This is a genomic window from Tissierella pigra, assembly GCF_018917845.1.
In the GTDB taxonomy this organism is placed as follows: Bacteria; Bacillota; Clostridia; order Tissierellales; family Tissierellaceae; genus Tissierella; species Tissierella pigra.
The window spans coordinates 1546765-1560709 of the sequence record NZ_JAHLPJ010000001.1 but is presented as its reverse complement, the minus strand read 5'-3'; the positions used below and the strand labels follow the sequence as shown (position 1 = coordinate 1560709).

The 13945-nt window shown below is 28.8% G+C and carries 18 protein-coding genes; 6 read left to right on the top strand and 12 right to left on the bottom strand.

Annotated features, from left to right (window positions below; all coding sequences use genetic code 11):
* The first annotated feature begins 201 nt into the window (after window positions 1–201).
* Both KQI41_RS07620 and KQI41_RS07615 read left to right on the top strand, forming a co-directional pair.
* The gene (locus KQI41_RS07620) at window positions 202–741 is read left to right on the top strand and encodes a TetR/AcrR family transcriptional regulator (protein ID WP_216585109.1); all 540 of its coding nucleotides are present in this window, start codon (window positions 202–204) and stop codon (window positions 739–741) included.
* A gap of 152 nt (window positions 742–893) precedes the next feature.
* Window positions 894–2069: a MalY/PatB family protein gene (locus tag KQI41_RS07615; RefSeq protein WP_216585108.1), complete on the top strand. Its 1176-nt coding sequence runs from the start codon at window positions 894–896 to the stop codon at window positions 2067–2069.
* Between the two features lie 67 nt (window positions 2070–2136).
* Here KQI41_RS07615 and KQI41_RS07610 read toward each other — a convergent pair whose 3' ends face one another.
* The 10 genes from KQI41_RS07610 to KQI41_RS07565 form a co-directional block, all read right to left on the bottom strand.
* Window positions 2137–3303 (bottom strand): macrolide family glycosyltransferase, encoded by a 1167-nt coding sequence (locus KQI41_RS07610; RefSeq protein ID WP_216585107.1) that lies wholly within the window; start codon window positions 3301–3303, stop codon window positions 2137–2139.
* Window positions 3296–3601 carry an AbrB/MazE/SpoVT family DNA-binding domain-containing protein gene (locus KQI41_RS07605; protein WP_216585106.1) on the bottom strand — a complete coding sequence of 102 codons (306 nt, stop codon included), beginning with the start codon at window positions 3599–3601 and terminating at the stop codon, window positions 3296–3298. The genes KQI41_RS07610 and KQI41_RS07605 overlap by 8 nt, the downstream gene beginning before the upstream one ends.
* 150 nt (window positions 3602–3751) lie before the next feature.
* The gene (locus KQI41_RS07600; RefSeq protein ID WP_216585105.1) at window positions 3752–5107 is read right to left on the bottom strand and encodes an MATE family efflux transporter; all 1356 of its coding nucleotides are present in this window, start codon (window positions 5105–5107) and stop codon (window positions 3752–3754) included.
* A 234-nt stretch (window positions 5108–5341) separates the two neighbouring features.
* Window positions 5342–5707, bottom strand: coding sequence for a DUF4180 domain-containing protein (locus KQI41_RS07595; protein ID WP_154439674.1), 366 nt, complete (start codon window positions 5705–5707; stop codon window positions 5342–5344).
* A gap of 156 nt (window positions 5708–5863) precedes the next feature.
* Window positions 5864–6199 carry a hypothetical protein gene (locus tag KQI41_RS07590; RefSeq protein WP_154439673.1) on the bottom strand — a complete coding sequence of 112 codons (336 nt, stop codon included), beginning with the start codon at window positions 6197–6199 and terminating at the stop codon, window positions 5864–5866.
* 73 nt (window positions 6200–6272) lie between these two features.
* Window positions 6273–6905 (bottom strand): DUF2812 domain-containing protein, encoded by a 633-nt coding sequence (locus tag KQI41_RS07585; RefSeq protein ID WP_154439672.1) that lies wholly within the window; start codon window positions 6903–6905, stop codon window positions 6273–6275.
* Window positions 6892–7230 (bottom strand): PadR family transcriptional regulator, encoded by a 339-nt coding sequence (locus KQI41_RS07580; RefSeq protein ID WP_154439671.1) that lies wholly within the window; start codon window positions 7228–7230, stop codon window positions 6892–6894. Before KQI41_RS07580 ends, KQI41_RS07585 begins: the two co-directional genes overlap by 14 nt.
* Before the next feature lie 233 nt (window positions 7231–7463).
* The gene (locus KQI41_RS07575) at window positions 7464–8018 is read right to left on the bottom strand and encodes a DUF3841 domain-containing protein (RefSeq protein WP_195837944.1); all 555 of its coding nucleotides are present in this window, start codon (window positions 8016–8018) and stop codon (window positions 7464–7466) included.
* Between the two features lie 35 nt (window positions 8019–8053).
* Window positions 8054–8647 carry a DUF3841 domain-containing protein gene (locus KQI41_RS07570; protein ID WP_154439669.1) on the bottom strand — a complete coding sequence of 198 codons (594 nt, stop codon included), beginning with the start codon at window positions 8645–8647 and terminating at the stop codon, window positions 8054–8056.
* Between the two features lie 203 nt (window positions 8648–8850).
* Window positions 8851–9741: a LysR substrate-binding domain-containing protein gene (locus KQI41_RS07565; protein ID WP_154439668.1), complete on the bottom strand. Its 891-nt coding sequence runs from the start codon at window positions 9739–9741 to the stop codon at window positions 8851–8853.
* Between the two features lie 123 nt (window positions 9742–9864).
* On the opposite strand from KQI41_RS07565, the gene KQI41_RS07560 reads away from it, so the two are divergent.
* Both KQI41_RS07560 and KQI41_RS07555 read left to right on the top strand, forming a co-directional pair.
* Window positions 9865–10443, top strand: a complete 579-nt coding sequence (locus KQI41_RS07560; RefSeq protein ID WP_154439667.1) for a chromate transporter — start codon at window positions 9865–9867, stop codon at window positions 10441–10443.
* Entirely contained in the window at window positions 10436–10996 is a 561-nt protein-coding gene (locus KQI41_RS07555; RefSeq protein WP_154439666.1) for a chromate transporter, read from the top strand. The genes KQI41_RS07560 and KQI41_RS07555 overlap by 8 nt, the downstream gene beginning before the upstream one ends.
* Window positions 10997–11014: 18 nt before the next feature.
* On the opposite strand, the gene KQI41_RS07550 is transcribed toward KQI41_RS07555, so the two are convergent.
* Both KQI41_RS07550 and KQI41_RS07545 read right to left on the bottom strand, forming a co-directional pair.
* Window positions 11015–11527, bottom strand: coding sequence for a GrpB family protein (locus tag KQI41_RS07550; RefSeq protein ID WP_154439665.1), 513 nt, complete (start codon window positions 11525–11527; stop codon window positions 11015–11017).
* A 37-nt stretch (window positions 11528–11564) separates the two neighbouring features.
* On the bottom strand, window positions 11565–12389 hold the full coding sequence (locus tag KQI41_RS07545) for a MerR family transcriptional regulator (RefSeq protein ID WP_154439664.1): 825 nt from the start codon (window positions 12387–12389) through the stop codon (window positions 11565–11567).
* A 208-nt stretch (window positions 12390–12597) separates the two neighbouring features.
* Between KQI41_RS07545 and KQI41_RS07540 the strand changes: the two genes are divergently transcribed.
* Entirely contained in the window at window positions 12598–13137 is a 540-nt protein-coding gene (locus tag KQI41_RS07540; protein ID WP_216584828.1) for a helix-turn-helix domain-containing protein, read from the top strand.
* Window positions 13100–13675, top strand: a complete 576-nt coding sequence (locus KQI41_RS07535; protein ID WP_216585027.1) for an IS630 family transposase — start codon at window positions 13100–13102, stop codon at window positions 13673–13675. Before KQI41_RS07540 ends, KQI41_RS07535 begins: the two co-directional genes overlap by 38 nt.
* Window positions 13676–13945 lie beyond the last annotated feature (270 nt).

Genomic DNA, 13945 nt, shown 5'->3' with positions numbered 1-13945 from the left:
TTTCAGCACTTCATAGTTAGATATAACTAACTCAAAAGTACATTTTTATTTTTATTTAAATATATACAAAGATTAGATATGACACGCTTGTGCCACAAGTATAAGTTTAGTATAATATTACTGAATGTATAAGACAATAGATTCTCAAGAAGTGATACATAATATTGGTTTTGTGCCATTAATATATAGAGGTGATATTTTATGAAAGCCACGGAAGTAAATCAAACTAAAGACTGGGTAGTTGAAGCTATTTTAAAGTTATTAGAAAAAAAGGAGTATCGAGATATAACAATTTCTCAGATTGTTAATAAAGCAGATATTGGTCGAAGAACTTTCTATCGATACTTTAAATCAAAGGACGATATTTTCAATTATATTGGTCTAAATTTAGCAAATGATTTTGCACAGACAATTTTAAATGATAAAGCAGATTCATTATTTACTATTTCAACATCCTATTTTAAGTTTTGGGAAAGCCATATAGATACATTACTTTTAATGAAAAAAGCCCATCTTCTATATTTTATTGAGGATAATCTATTTGAAATTATTTATAAAGTAGCAATTAAAATAGGGCATATTGAAGAACAAAATGTAGATGAAAATTTCATGGATAGATATAAATACGAATTTGAGTTTAAGCTTGCTGGCTTCTGGAAACTAACTTTACTCTGGTGTACAGAGATGCCTAGAAAAACTCCAGAAGAAATGGCTAAAATCATCTATTCTATAGTAAAATAGATATTATAAGCTTTTAAGAGAACAACAGCAAGAGAAGGTGTTCCTCTTTTCTCAATTCAAATCCAAATGTACTAATTTAAATGAATATCCAATTGTCTATTGATTTTTTATATGTTAATATTAATCAAAAGACCATACTAGGAGTTGAAAATATGAAAGAATATAATTTTGACAAAATAGTAAATAGAAAAGGAAGTAATTGTATTAAATGGGATCAATTAAAACAAACATATGGAGATGATGATCTCATTCCTCTTTGGATTGCTGACATGGACTACGAAGTAGCACCTGAAATTGTAGAAGCAATTAAACAAAGAATAGAACATCAAATTTATGGATATACATTTATTCCTGATTCTTATTATAATGCTGCAATCAATTGGTTTCAAAAAAGATTTCAATGGACAGTAAAAAAAGAATGGTTTGAATTTGCACCAGGAGTCGTTCCAGGAATTAATATAATCATTGGTGCTTATACAAAGCCTGGAGATGATGTTATTATCCAAACACCTGTATATCATCCTTTTGCAAAACTGATTAAAGATAATGGTTGTAGTGTTATAGAAAATCCTCTTAGAAGAAATGGAAATCGTTATGAAATGGATTTTGAAAATCTTGAAAAAATAATAACACCAAGAACAAGATTAATGATTCTCTGTAGTCCTCATAATCCAGTTGGAAGGGTTTGGACAAAAGAAGAACTAAAAAAGTTAGGTGAAATATGTATTAAACATAATATTTTAATAGTATCTGATGAAATTCATGCAGACATTGTATACAAGCCAAATACTCATACTGTATTTTCTAGTATAAACGAAGAGTTTGCTCAAAACTCTATTGTATGCACTGCACCAAATAAAACATTTAACATTGCAGGCTTTAAAACAGCAAATATTATTATTCCAAATGAAAAGCTACGTAAAGAATACCAAATCCAAGCAGACAAACTTTGTATTCAAGGAGGTTCAGTTCCTGGAGATATTGCACAAGAAGCTGCATATTCAAAAGGTGAAAGCTGGTATCAGGAGTTAATGAAATACTTGGATAAAAACTTAGAGTTTTCAATAGACTTTTTTGAAAAAAGAATTCCAAAAATAAAAGTTATTCCACCAGAAGGAACTTATCTTTTATGGTTGGATTGCGAAGAACTTAATATGAATGAAAATCAACTAAATAACTTCTTTATTAAAGAATGTAAGATATTATTAAATGAGGGTATTATATTCGGTAAAGAAAGTAAATTGTTTCAACGTATGAATATAGCCACTAGTAAAAAAGTATTACAAGAGGCACTAGAAAGGATAGAAAAAGCAGTTAATAAACTATAAACCAATTGTAGAATCCTAATAATTCCCAAAACTTATATATTATCCATAAGTTTTGGGAATTATATCATCAGCTACATACCTTCTCTATCTTATTTGCAGCTGCACTGGGTCCTCCTCCTTGCTGCAAGGTTTTTGAAATTATTTCTGCATTTTTTTTATAGGATATGTCATTCAACATTTCTAAAACGATTTCCCTAATACTATTCGAAGTACATGAATTTAATCTTTTTCCAGCATTTAATTCTGCTACTCGATTTGCCACCATGAGCTGTTCACTATGCAATGGGAACAAAATAGATGGAACGCCAAAATATAAACTTTCACTTATACTATTCATTCCACAGTGAGTAATAAACAAATCCGTCTGCTGTAGAACTTTTAATTGTTCAACTTTAGTATAAACTTTAAAATGGTCTGGCAACTTACCAAATCTAGAAATATCCGTCTTGTCTCCAACAGACATAATAACTTCACAATCAACATCAGATAATGCCTGAATACAATTTTGATAAAAATCTCTGTTTTGGTTTAGCACCGTCCCTAATGAAATATAAATCAGTGGATATTTCTTTTGAGTTTCTTTAATTTCTGGAACTTGAAAAGAAGGTCCTACAAAAGCATACTTCTCTGAAAATGTTTCTACCATAGGCTGAAATTCTCTAGATGTATAGACAATTGTATCTGTATCATTATCATTTTGAATAATATTTATAATATTTTTTACCTTATATCCTTTTTTCTGAAGTAGCTTTATCTTTCTATTGATTCTTGGAATGCCCATAAACATACGGAATATTTCTTTTGGACTTTGCTTCATCAGTTTCGCAGTGTATTTATTCATTGCAAAGGTCGTAGTAGAACAGATATAAGGTATATCTAATTTTATTGCAAATAATTTCCCCCATATACATATGGAGTCAGATACAATACAGTCTGGATTAAATTCTTTAAGTTCTCTACATACCTTTTCATCTAAATTCATTGTTGTATCTGCTGTCATCTCAATAAGGGCTGCGAAATCCTTTCCAACTTTCCGTTCTACCTCTGGAGTAAATTCTGGCAAATACTCATCACATGGTATAAATTTTGCCCCTACATTTTCAATCTTCTCCTGAAACTCATAAAATGAATAATACCAAACTTCATGACCCCGTTTTACCAATTCATCTACTACTGCTATGGTAGGATTAGTATGTCCATAAGCTGGGATATTGAAAAATACTATTTTACTCATTGTCCTTTTCTCCAGACTCAGTCAGTTTTCTTATTTCTTTGGCAAAGATAAGTGAATCTTCTTCTGATTCTGATGGATAAATTTCCTGTGCTTTACCTGCAAAAATTGCATCAGCAATCTTAGAAAACACATCATATCTTTCTATTGCAATGCCTTTTTGGGCATCTGCCAGTAAAATTAGAGTATCTCCTGGAGATATATTAAACATATCTCTAACTTCCTTTGGAATAACAATCTGACCCTTTGAACCTACCTTAACAGACCCCATATATTTTTCTTCCAGATTTTTATTATTCATAGTACACTTCCTTTCAGTATTACTTTTCATACTTGTTATACTAATTATATTCTTGTATTGAATTTTTGTCAACGTAATAAAAAAAGAGCTTAAGTCTATTTGGTCTTTTAAGTTGACCTAGAAACTTAATCTCTTTTTATTTCTATACCATTATCTAGATATAGATGATTGTGTTATTATACTATTCTTTGGATTCCACAATATATAAGCTATAGGTAATGTTAATATTTCTGCAAATGGCACTGATAACCATATACCATTATCTCCTAAAAATTTAGGTAATACTAGCAATAATGGAAGCAATAAAATTAAGGACCTACATAGAGATATTGCTACAGACTCCTTCCAATGTCCTATGGATTGCATATACGATGCTAAAAGAATGTTTATACCTGATACAAATAAAGCTGGGAAATAGTAAATGGTTGCAGTGGTAGCAGCTTTAACGAGCTCAATATCATTATCGGCAAATATAGATACTGGAACTTCTGTATATTTAAACAATAGTAAGTATGCTATTATTCCTATAGCTATTGATATACGCAAACTAATTTTTAAAATTACTTTCATATTCTTATCTTCATTGGCTCCATGGTAAAAGCTTATTAATGGCTGTGAACCTTCTGCCATACCTAAAAATAATGATAAAATTATTAAAGCTATATATCCTACTATACCGAATGCGGCAAACCCTAAAGCTCCCATGTGTATTCCAATTGCAATATTAACACATAATGTTGTTATACCCAAAGCAAATTCCATAGCAAATGATGGTATACCCTTTAATAACATATCAGAAATGATTTTAAAATCCATTTTTATTTTTTCAAAATATAAATTACCTTTCTTTGATATAAAATGTGGCAACATTATTGTCATACTGAATACAGGACCCAAGCCAGTAGCTAATGCTGCTCCACCTATTCCCATTTTTAAAGGTCCCATGAAATACCAATCAAGAAACACATTTGATAATGCTCCAACAATCTGAGCAAACATTGCAAGTTTCGGTTGTGAATCATTTCTTAACCATGTACACATGGCATAGCTAAACATGAAAGCAGGGCTGAATGCAAAGAAATATTTCATATATTCAACTACCAAATCCATTATATCAGGAGTAGCCCCCAGCATCTTTGCAATAGGACGTATAAATATCAATGCACCTACTGCTATTAATATAGACACTATAGCTAATAGTCTAACGGATATATTAAAAATACCTCTTGCTTCTTTATATTCTCCTTTACCATTTTTACTAGAAATCAGTACACCTGCTCCTACTGATATAAGCATACTTAAAGCTAACAGTATTTCTACAACAGGAACACCAACAGTTACTGCCGCCAATGGTTCTCTTCCAAGCATCCTTGCCACGAAAAGACCATCAACAACAATATATAGGGAATTAAATAGAAGCCCTGCTATTCCAGGTACAATATAGGACAGTAATAACCTAAACATGTTCTTTGATTGATTTTTAACTGCTACTTCATTATTTTTCATACTTTCTCCTCCTCTTAGAATATAAATAAAAAAAATAAATAAAAAAGGTAGACCTGACGCAACCTCAGGCCTACCGATGCGATTCTTTTATCTCTTTATAGATGTATTATTCTCCGGCGAGAATAATACTATGAGATCTATTCATTTTCCTTGTATAATATCAAAGTGGAATTTCTTTGTCAAGCTATTTACAATAATAAATTCTTATTGTCTATTTGTTTGTATTAGTAAATACTATACCATACTTAATTTTTTAATGGCTTCTTTTTCATCAGATAAGAAAAATATATCCTTTCCTTTGTTACATTCATAGATAAAATCCCTCAAGCTCTTACTTGTATATTCAGAAAAATCTCCTACAATAGCCATTTTTACTTGATAAGTAACAAATTTTTGTAGTATTTCACCAGCAATTTTTGTACTTAAATTAAAAAATTCTTCACATATTGCCGATTTGTTCAAAACTATACGATTACAGTTAGTTTTATACTGTATCGTCATCATAAAATCCAATGCTGACTGAACATCTGTTATTAATATATCCTTACTATTTACAACAGCAATGTCAATATTATTTTCTTTTATAGTATTTATTTTCATAACTATCCTCCATCTAAATAAATAATTCTTATACACTATAATATAAATAATTCTTAATTTATATAGATTATATCATATAATTCATCTATTAATCTATCAACATATAAAGTAAAACTTTCAAATCAATATTTATTTGAAGGCATTGTATGTTCCTGTTTAAATTCCAAAGTGAATAATATATTTATTTTTTCTTTTGGCTTGCTCAAATAATTCAATTATCTCATTATACTGTTCTGAAGGCTGACTGTTAAAAACAGATATAAAGTTACCCATAGATTCAGGGGGTATTAGTGTTATACCATAATATGCAAGGTTAGTTTCTGGGTGTTTTAATGTATGCCAATAACAAGGGATACTCTGAAATTCAGCCAACAATGGCTCAATGAAATCATCATCTATTTTAATATGCTTATATTTTTTTGGATCATATTCATCAAACCTTTGGTTCTCTTTAGGAGTAGTTTCCATAATTCCAAATTCATGATTTGCCATTTCATTCTCCTTTTCTAATATAATAGGTTTGCCTTAACCGTAAACCCCAAACATCCAATGGTCATAATTAGTTTTAATTTTCATTTTCAAACTTCCTTTCTTTATTTTGGCTATAAAATGCCCAAAGTAAATAAGTGACCATTAAAATTATATAACCTATGATTAAAATCACAGGAAGTATACGGAAAATAAGAGCAAATGGTAGTTCAAATAAATATGCTTTCCAAAATTCCATGCCACTTTTCTCCCAGAGACCAGGTGTAAGAAAAGCATATCTAGGTTCCATAATCATTCTTATATCAAAATATCCATATAGTATTGCTACAACCAAGTAAGTTAATAGATACCCTATTCCTTGAATACTATTTATCATCTTCTTTTTATAACGATACTGGGAAGACTCTCTATCTGAAAAGATGGATACATCTTTGTCTTCATTTAATAAGGAAATAAAATACTGCTCTCCAGATAAACGGCTTCCCGCTACATGTATCCAACCAGAATCTTGAAAAAGATTGAGATAGTCTTGATAACTATCTTTGTTTTTAAAAATACGATAATCAACTGCATATACTGATGAATTTTGTGTGTTTTTATGAAAAGTATAAAATAACTTTTTTTTCACCAATTTCCAACCTAAATTGGATTGTTCATTTAACCATTTTTCTTCTGCTGAATAACTTGAAAATAACTTAAATTTTTTCATCTTCTTTTCCTCCTGCTTCTAAAGCCTGCTTTGTAACAGTTATCATATGTTCCATACGACTCATATCCATCAACAAAATTTCTTTACCTTTCTCTGTAATTTGATAAACCTTTCTCCTTTTATCCTCAGAAAAAACTGGCTGTATATATTTAAGCTTTAGTAGATTTTCAATAGCACCATACAGTGTTCCCGCTGCCATACGGACCTGTCCATTACTCATGTCTTCAATTTTTTGCATAATCATGTACCCATGCAATGGTTCAAATAATGAAAGTAAAATATAATATACTGTTTCCGTAAGTGGTAAATTTTTATCACGCTTCATAACTAACCTCCTTAATATTTTGATATCGTATACTTAACTGAATTCCTCAATAAAATTAAACTTTAATAGTATTCAGTCTAAATATATAGTATAACTGTATATCGTTATTATATATAGTTCAACTGTATATGTCAAGATTTTTTTTACTATACTTTAATTTCTAATGTAAGCTTATATACAAAAAATTAAAAAGTGTTGCAAACTTGTATCAAGTGCAACACTTTTTTATAAAATTAAAACTCTGATACTATCCATTCCCTTCGCAACTCCCATAGAGCAGCTTGATTTGGCTTTGATAAGTCTATATTATCCTCAAATAAAAAATCCCAGCTTTTTCTTACCTTTTGTTTCAAATGAGGATAAAAATTAGTCATATAAATACTAGCTTCATTTTTAATTCCTTGTTTTTCTAGAGAGTCATTATATTCCGCCCAATCCTTTTCATCTTTCGGTATATAAGCTAAATTTAATATTCTATTCCATTTGAATGGATCAAATAGAATTACATTTTCAATATCAACCTCTATCTCTAAAACTTTACTATCCTCATGGTTTTCAACATATCTTAAATCCGTAAATAGCCATATGGGATATTCTGCCCCCTCTGGCTTAGGTACTATATTTACTGCTTTTCTAATAAACCAATTATAAGGTTCTAAAAAGACATTAGCTACATTTTCATATTTTTTAATTATGAATTCTTTTTTAACATGGTATATCCCTTTTTCTCTAATAGTATCTAAGACTATTTCCCTCTGAGATGTATATAACTTTATCTTTTTATTCAATTGAGACATCTACCCCCATCTTTTAAATTTACCATTTATCCATGTATAATATCTACTACCCATTCCTTTTTTATTTCCCATATAGTTGCTTGTACTAGTGTGCTTTCCTCACCTAACGGTTCAAATAGTCTTTCCCAACTTTTGATTATCTTATTTTTAAGTAATGGATAGAAATTACCTTTATCACCTGTAATTAGAGCAGACTCATCACTTATACCAAATTTTTTTAGCTCTTCATTATGTCTTTCTTCATCCTCTGGATCAATAGGTAAATAAAAATAGTTCACTACATATCCCCATTTATCTACATCAGTATAAATAACATTTTTTCTATCTACTTCTATTTCCAAAATAATAGTATCCTCTGTAGGCTGCAGCATCATATCTGAAGATATAGAAAGCCAAATAGGATATATTACACCTTCTGGTTTAGGCACTACTTTAGCTGCATTTCTTCCATACCATTCATATAGATTTAAGTAATAATCTGATATGGTATCCATCTTTTCTAGAATATACTCCTTCTTAACTCTATAAACTCCATATTTTTCTAACTCTTTAAGAACATTTTTATGCTGTCTTGTCCAAAGTTTTACTTTATCACTAAGATTATATAAATCAGTTGTCATATCTCTACGCCTCCTCTTTTGACTTTCTTATTCTGTATTAATTTATTATGATATGAAAATTATTAGAATATTTTTCTTCTAACTGGAGATTTAACTCCAAATTTTTCAAGATCAGTTATATAAGTCTTTAATTTATTAATATTAAAATGTTTAACTTTGTTAATTTATATAATATCATAACCATGATTGTAATACAATCATGGTTATGATCGCTTGCCACTTACGTTATTCTTAATTATTTCAATTAATGTTTTAAAACTCTTTGTTTGAATTTTATTTTTATGGAATACAATATGATTTACATTAATTAATTCAAAATCATTTACCTTTATTTCAAAGATTCCACCACTTTCGATTTCTCTTTCTATTAGAATTTTAGGCAGCACACTTATTCCTAAATTTTGTTTTACCGCATAAATAAGGGCTTGTGAATTTATACTTATCCATTCTGGATTTGCTTTTAAATTATGTAATAACAATGCACTATCAAAAACATCACGGATTGCACTGCCTTTTTCTCTAAGTAATAATCTTTCTTGGATTAACTTATTGATATTTATAGGTTCATCTAAAGCTAATTTATGTTTGGGAGAACATATTATTGCTAATTCATATGACGAAAATGGAATTTTTATTAATTCTTCATTATAAATAACACCTTCAATTAAACCTAAATCAATCTCATTATTACATAACATCTCTTCAATTTTTCCAGCATTTCCAACTATAACTTTTGTTGGAGTATTCCTATAAATTTTTTCAAATTTTACTATTGCTTCAGGTAAAATAAAGTTGGCTATAGTTATACTTGATCCAATTTTAATAGTTGCATTATCTTCTAACTCTTTAATATTTTGTTCTAAGTCATCATATAAATCTAACAATTTTATTACCTTTGTTAAGAATAATTTACCTGTTTCATTTAAATAAATCTTCCTTGAAATTCTATCAAATAAATGAACCCCTAAATAGCTTTCTAATTCACTAATTGCACTAGAAACTGCTGGTTGTGTCATAAATAATTTTTCTGCTGCCTTTGTGATACTTTCTTCCTCACACACTATTTTAAAAATACGTAAATGTCTTATTTTCATATTTAACCCCTTATTCATTATCATTTAGTTATGTATTATATAAAATAATACTATTATACTTATACTGATTCAAGGTATATAATAAACAATGTTGAAAATAAATGTATTGGAGGGTTCACTATTATGAAGATAAAAAAATTGAAGTTATATCTTTCACTTTTTAGAATCACATTTTCTATTAGTGCTTTTACTTTTGGAGGAGGATATGTAGTTATTCCTATGATGCGTAAGTATTTTGTTAATGGCCTAGAGTTAATTAGTGAGCAGGAACTACTAGATATGGCTGCAATTGCACAATCAACTCCAGGTGCTATTGCAGTTAATATTGCTGTATTAGTGGGTTATCGAATCTCTGGAATTATAGGTGCAATTATTTCTTGTATTGGAACAGTCTTACCTCCCTTGTTAATATTATCAGTTATATCCTCATTCTATAAATCTTTTAGGGATAATAGGGTTATTTCTGCAATCTTAAAAGGTATGGAGGCAGGAGTTGCTGCTACAATTGTAGATTTAGTAATTGATATGGGTCAGGGAATTTTAAAAGAAAAAAATTTGCTGTTAACTTTAATGGCTCCCATTGCATTTTTAGCTAGTTTTATTTTTAATATCAATGTATTAGTTATTATTATTTTCTGTTCTATTTTGTGTTTTATCCAAACTTATATAAAAAGCAGACAAGGAGGAATCCAAGATGAATAAAACTATTTTTACATTATTTATTACATTTTTACAAATTGGATCATTCAGTATAGGTGGTGGATATGCTATTATACCATTGATACAGGAACAGTTAGTAAATTATCATAGTTGGATTACGCTTCAAGAATATACAGATATTATCACAATCTCCCAAATGACACCTGGACCTTTAGTTGTGAATACTGCTTCTTTTGTAGGAATACGTATAGCTGGAATATCTGGGGCCATATTGGCTACCTTAGGAAGTATTATATCTGGATTCATTATTTCTATCTTTTTATATAAGTTTTTTAAAAAACATAAAGAAATAGATAGTATTTCCAATATATTAAAAGGATTACGTTCTAGTTCTGTGGGACTAATTGCTTCTGCTGCATCAACTATTGTTTTAATTGCTTTTCTCGGGACTTCATCTTACAATATTAAAGATATTAGCATAAATATTACTGCTATAATTATATTTATTATTTCTTTATTTTTATTGAGAAAGTACAAACTAAATCCTATACTGATTTTGGTTTTAACGGGTTTTGTAGGTTTGCTTTTTTATTAACCATTAGTCTAAGGAAATTTATTTGCATAAGCCACATTTATTATAAATATCTAGAATTACAGATTCCTTTCCTTTAATATACAAATCTATATCTTCTGGATATTTCAAAGCCATCTCTTTTTTTATTGAACCATATCTATCTCTATCCTCTTTATGCTGTCTTAAATAATTTCTAAATGTTATATGACGATACAATTCTTTATTGTCTTTATTACATACATATAAATGGTGTACCATTAAATGTGGTTTATTTTTATAATCAAATGCTTCTCTACCAGATATACCTAGATCTCCTTCATATATATATCCAATAGATTCTAATGCCTTTTTTACTTCTTCAAAATTTTTGTCAATCACAATGTCTATATCGATAATTGGTTTTGCAGCTAATCCTTCAATAGATGTGCTCCCCACATGCTCAATTGAATTTATTTTTTCAGCCAAAACTGTTAATAATTCGTTTTTTATACGTTCAAATTCATTTTTCCATTCTGGATTATAATCTTCTACTACTACATATTTTGTTTTCATTACATTCTCCTTTACAATTTACTATTTATAGAAAAGTTTATTCTAATATTTCAACCAATATCAAGGTAACGTAATCATCTCGATTGTTTGTACCAATCTCAAAAATAAGATATTCTTCATAAGCATGTTTTCCTAGCTTAATCTGATGTTTTTCAGCATATTCAATAATCTTGTTATACATTTCACTAATATTTTGATAACTTCCCTTATAATAAACCTGAAGATACCAACCTTCTCTCCGTATTAAAGTAGTATCTTTGTCATGGATATTTTCACCTTTAGTATATAAATAAGAAAAGCTATTAAATCTTTTCTCAAGAATATTATCAATAGTAAGAACTCCCCCTAGAAAATCAATCATACTAGCATTACTACTTTCACGAAAAGCAATTATGGAAGAAATAAAATCAGGATAAGAATCATCCATCCCATTATCCATCAATGAACTTCGTAGAGCATATACTTCTTTATGGTAAGCTAATTCAATTTTATTATATTCTAAATTTAAGGCTTCTTCTGTTAAATCTTTTAAGGCATCAATTTCATGTTTAATTTGCTCTAGCCTAACAAGTTCTTCCACAACTTCTTTTGATTTTTGATCTAATAAAGATATTAAAGCATTTGGATTTCGCCTATCCATAAATTCTTTAATTTCCTTCAAAGGCATACCCAATCTTTTTAAAGCTGTAATAATAGAAAAGGTATCATATTGACGAAATGAGTAATATCGATAACCATTTTCTTTAATAATTTCAGGTTGAAATAATCCTATTTGGTCATAATGAAATAAAATATGTTTTGGAATACCACAAAGTTTAGCAAATTCACCTGTGGTTAAATATTCGTTTTTACTACTAGACATGATCACCCTCCAAAAATCTCATAATATTTTATGAGTTATTTTCCTTGGCTATAATATAACCTTATAGTTTATAATAATTCAAGTATTCCCTAAAATCAAGAAATCTTATATATATAGGGATCCAACTCAATACATTAAAATAATCAGTGAATAAAGTAAATTTCTTTCCACAAACTAATTCTATAGTAATTAACAAAGGAGAATTAGCATGGGAAGAAAAGCCGTAGAAGTTAAAACTTTACATGGATACACAATAGAGCAATTAAAAGATATTAGAGAAAAAACTGATGATAATTTTAAAAAAGAAATTATACTTGCAATTATGATGCGTTATCAAGGTATTAAGTCCGAAACAATAGAAAATATATTAGGTAAGTCTAGACCTACAATCCTTAAATATATTCATAAATGGAATGAGTATGGCCTTGAGGCTACTGAAGACCATAGAGGAGGATCTATAGGGACATTTACTGATGAAATGAAAGATGATTTATTAAGAACTTTAGTAGAGACTAAGCCTATAGACCATGGCTTTAATTCATATTCATGGACTTGCAATCTATTAGCAGATTATATTAAAAACAAATATGACATTCAGTACTCTGGAGAGTGGATAAGACGAATAATTAAAGCTGAAAATTTCACATATAAAAAAGCACAGCGAAAGTCCTCTTTAGCTAAAGAATCAGAACAATTAGCTTTTAAAAAAAATGAAACAACTACTGAATACTGTAGAAAATTCTTCTGAAATAGCAATGTATGCACTCGATGAAACATATGTGAGAAATGAACCTAATAACTACAGGAGTTGGAGCCCTAAAGGGAAACCCCTTGCACTAGAATCTAATGGCTCACATAAAGGAGTTAATGTTATAGGAGCCACAGAAATACTAAGTACATTTGAAACTTATGCTGATGTTTATTCTCACAAAAAATCTATAACATCTAGTGAAGTACAAAAGCTATTAGAGCGATTATTAGAAGAAAATCCTACCAAAAAAGTTTATGTTATTCTTGATAATGCCAAGTCTCATAAATCAGTAGGTATACAGGCATTTTCAAAGAGCAATGCTGAGCGAATTGAGCTAATATATCTTCCGCCATATTCTCCAGAATTAAATCCTCAAGAAAATGTATGGTCAAGAGTTAAAAATATAATTCATCAAACAGTAGCCAGATGTTCTGAAGATGAATTATTTAATGATTTTTCATCAGTTTACCAAAAACTTAATTCTCTAAAATATAAAATGAAATCTATTGTACATGCAGAAAGTTTTTATAAATAGTTAAACTTTGAAGTTGGATGCCTATAGATAAACAAGCTCAAAAATAAAACAATTTATAATAATATCTAGCATTAACAAGAGATTTAATTTCAAACTATTTTAATAAGATCCTTAATTTACACTTCTATTGAAAAATAATCATCTCAAAATCTTAAATATTCATCTTTTATCTAATATTAGACTATAGTTACAGATAATTGTGTCGATAAATAATCTAAGTGAAATGTCAATCTATTATTAAAAATTATTTTGAATTATAAATATAAGACT

What these genes read in the sequence shown, in the direction of transcription:
- KQI41_RS07535 (WP_216585027.1), top strand. Translation starts at nt 13,100, where the DNA reads ATGAAACAACTACTGAATACTGTAGAAAATTCTTCTGAAATAGCAATG.
- KQI41_RS07555 (WP_154439666.1), top strand. Translation starts at nt 10,436, where the DNA reads ATGAATAAAACTATTTTTACATTATTTATTACATTTTTACAAATTGGA.
- KQI41_RS07620 (WP_216585109.1), top strand. Translation starts at nt 202, where the DNA reads ATGAAAGCCACGGAAGTAAATCAAACTAAAGACTGGGTAGTTGAAGCT.
- KQI41_RS07590 (WP_154439673.1), bottom strand. Translation starts at nt 6,199, where the DNA reads ATGGCAAATCATGAATTTGGAATTATGGAAACTACTCCTAAAGAGAAC.
- KQI41_RS07610 (WP_216585107.1), bottom strand. Translation starts at nt 3,303, where the DNA reads ATGAGTAAAATAGTATTTTTCAATATCCCAGCTTATGGACATACTAAT.
- KQI41_RS07585 (WP_154439672.1), bottom strand. Translation starts at nt 6,905, where the DNA reads ATGAAAAAATTTAAGTTATTTTCAAGTTATTCAGCAGAAGAAAAATGG.
- KQI41_RS07540 (WP_216584828.1), top strand. Translation starts at nt 12,598, where the DNA reads ATGGGAAGAAAAGCCGTAGAAGTTAAAACTTTACATGGATACACAATA.
- KQI41_RS07545 (WP_154439664.1), bottom strand. Translation starts at nt 12,389, where the DNA reads ATGTCTAGTAGTAAAAACGAATATTTAACCACAGGTGAATTTGCTAAA.
- KQI41_RS07580 (WP_154439671.1), bottom strand. Translation starts at nt 7,230, where the DNA reads ATGAAGCGTGATAAAAATTTACCACTTACGGAAACAGTATATTATATT.
- KQI41_RS07600 (WP_216585105.1), bottom strand. Translation starts at nt 5,107, where the DNA reads ATGAAAAATAATGAAGTAGCAGTTAAAAATCAATCAAAGAACATGTTT.
- KQI41_RS07595 (WP_154439674.1), bottom strand. Translation starts at nt 5,707, where the DNA reads ATGAAAATAAATACTATAAAAGAAAATAATATTGACATTGCTGTTGTA.
- KQI41_RS07570 (WP_154439669.1), bottom strand. Translation starts at nt 8,647, where the DNA reads ATGACAACTGATTTATATAATCTTAGTGATAAAGTAAAACTTTGGACA.
- KQI41_RS07615 (WP_216585108.1), top strand. Translation starts at nt 894, where the DNA reads ATGAAAGAATATAATTTTGACAAAATAGTAAATAGAAAAGGAAGTAAT.
- KQI41_RS07560 (WP_154439667.1), top strand. Translation starts at nt 9,865, where the DNA reads ATGAAGATAAAAAAATTGAAGTTATATCTTTCACTTTTTAGAATCACA.
- KQI41_RS07550 (WP_154439665.1), bottom strand. Translation starts at nt 11,527, where the DNA reads ATGAAAACAAAATATGTAGTAGTAGAAGATTATAATCCAGAATGGAAA.
- KQI41_RS07605 (WP_216585106.1), bottom strand. Translation starts at nt 3,601, where the DNA reads ATGAATAATAAAAATCTGGAAGAAAAATATATGGGGTCTGTTAAGGTA.
- KQI41_RS07565 (WP_154439668.1), bottom strand. Translation starts at nt 9,741, where the DNA reads ATGAAAATAAGACATTTACGTATTTTTAAAATAGTGTGTGAGGAAGAA.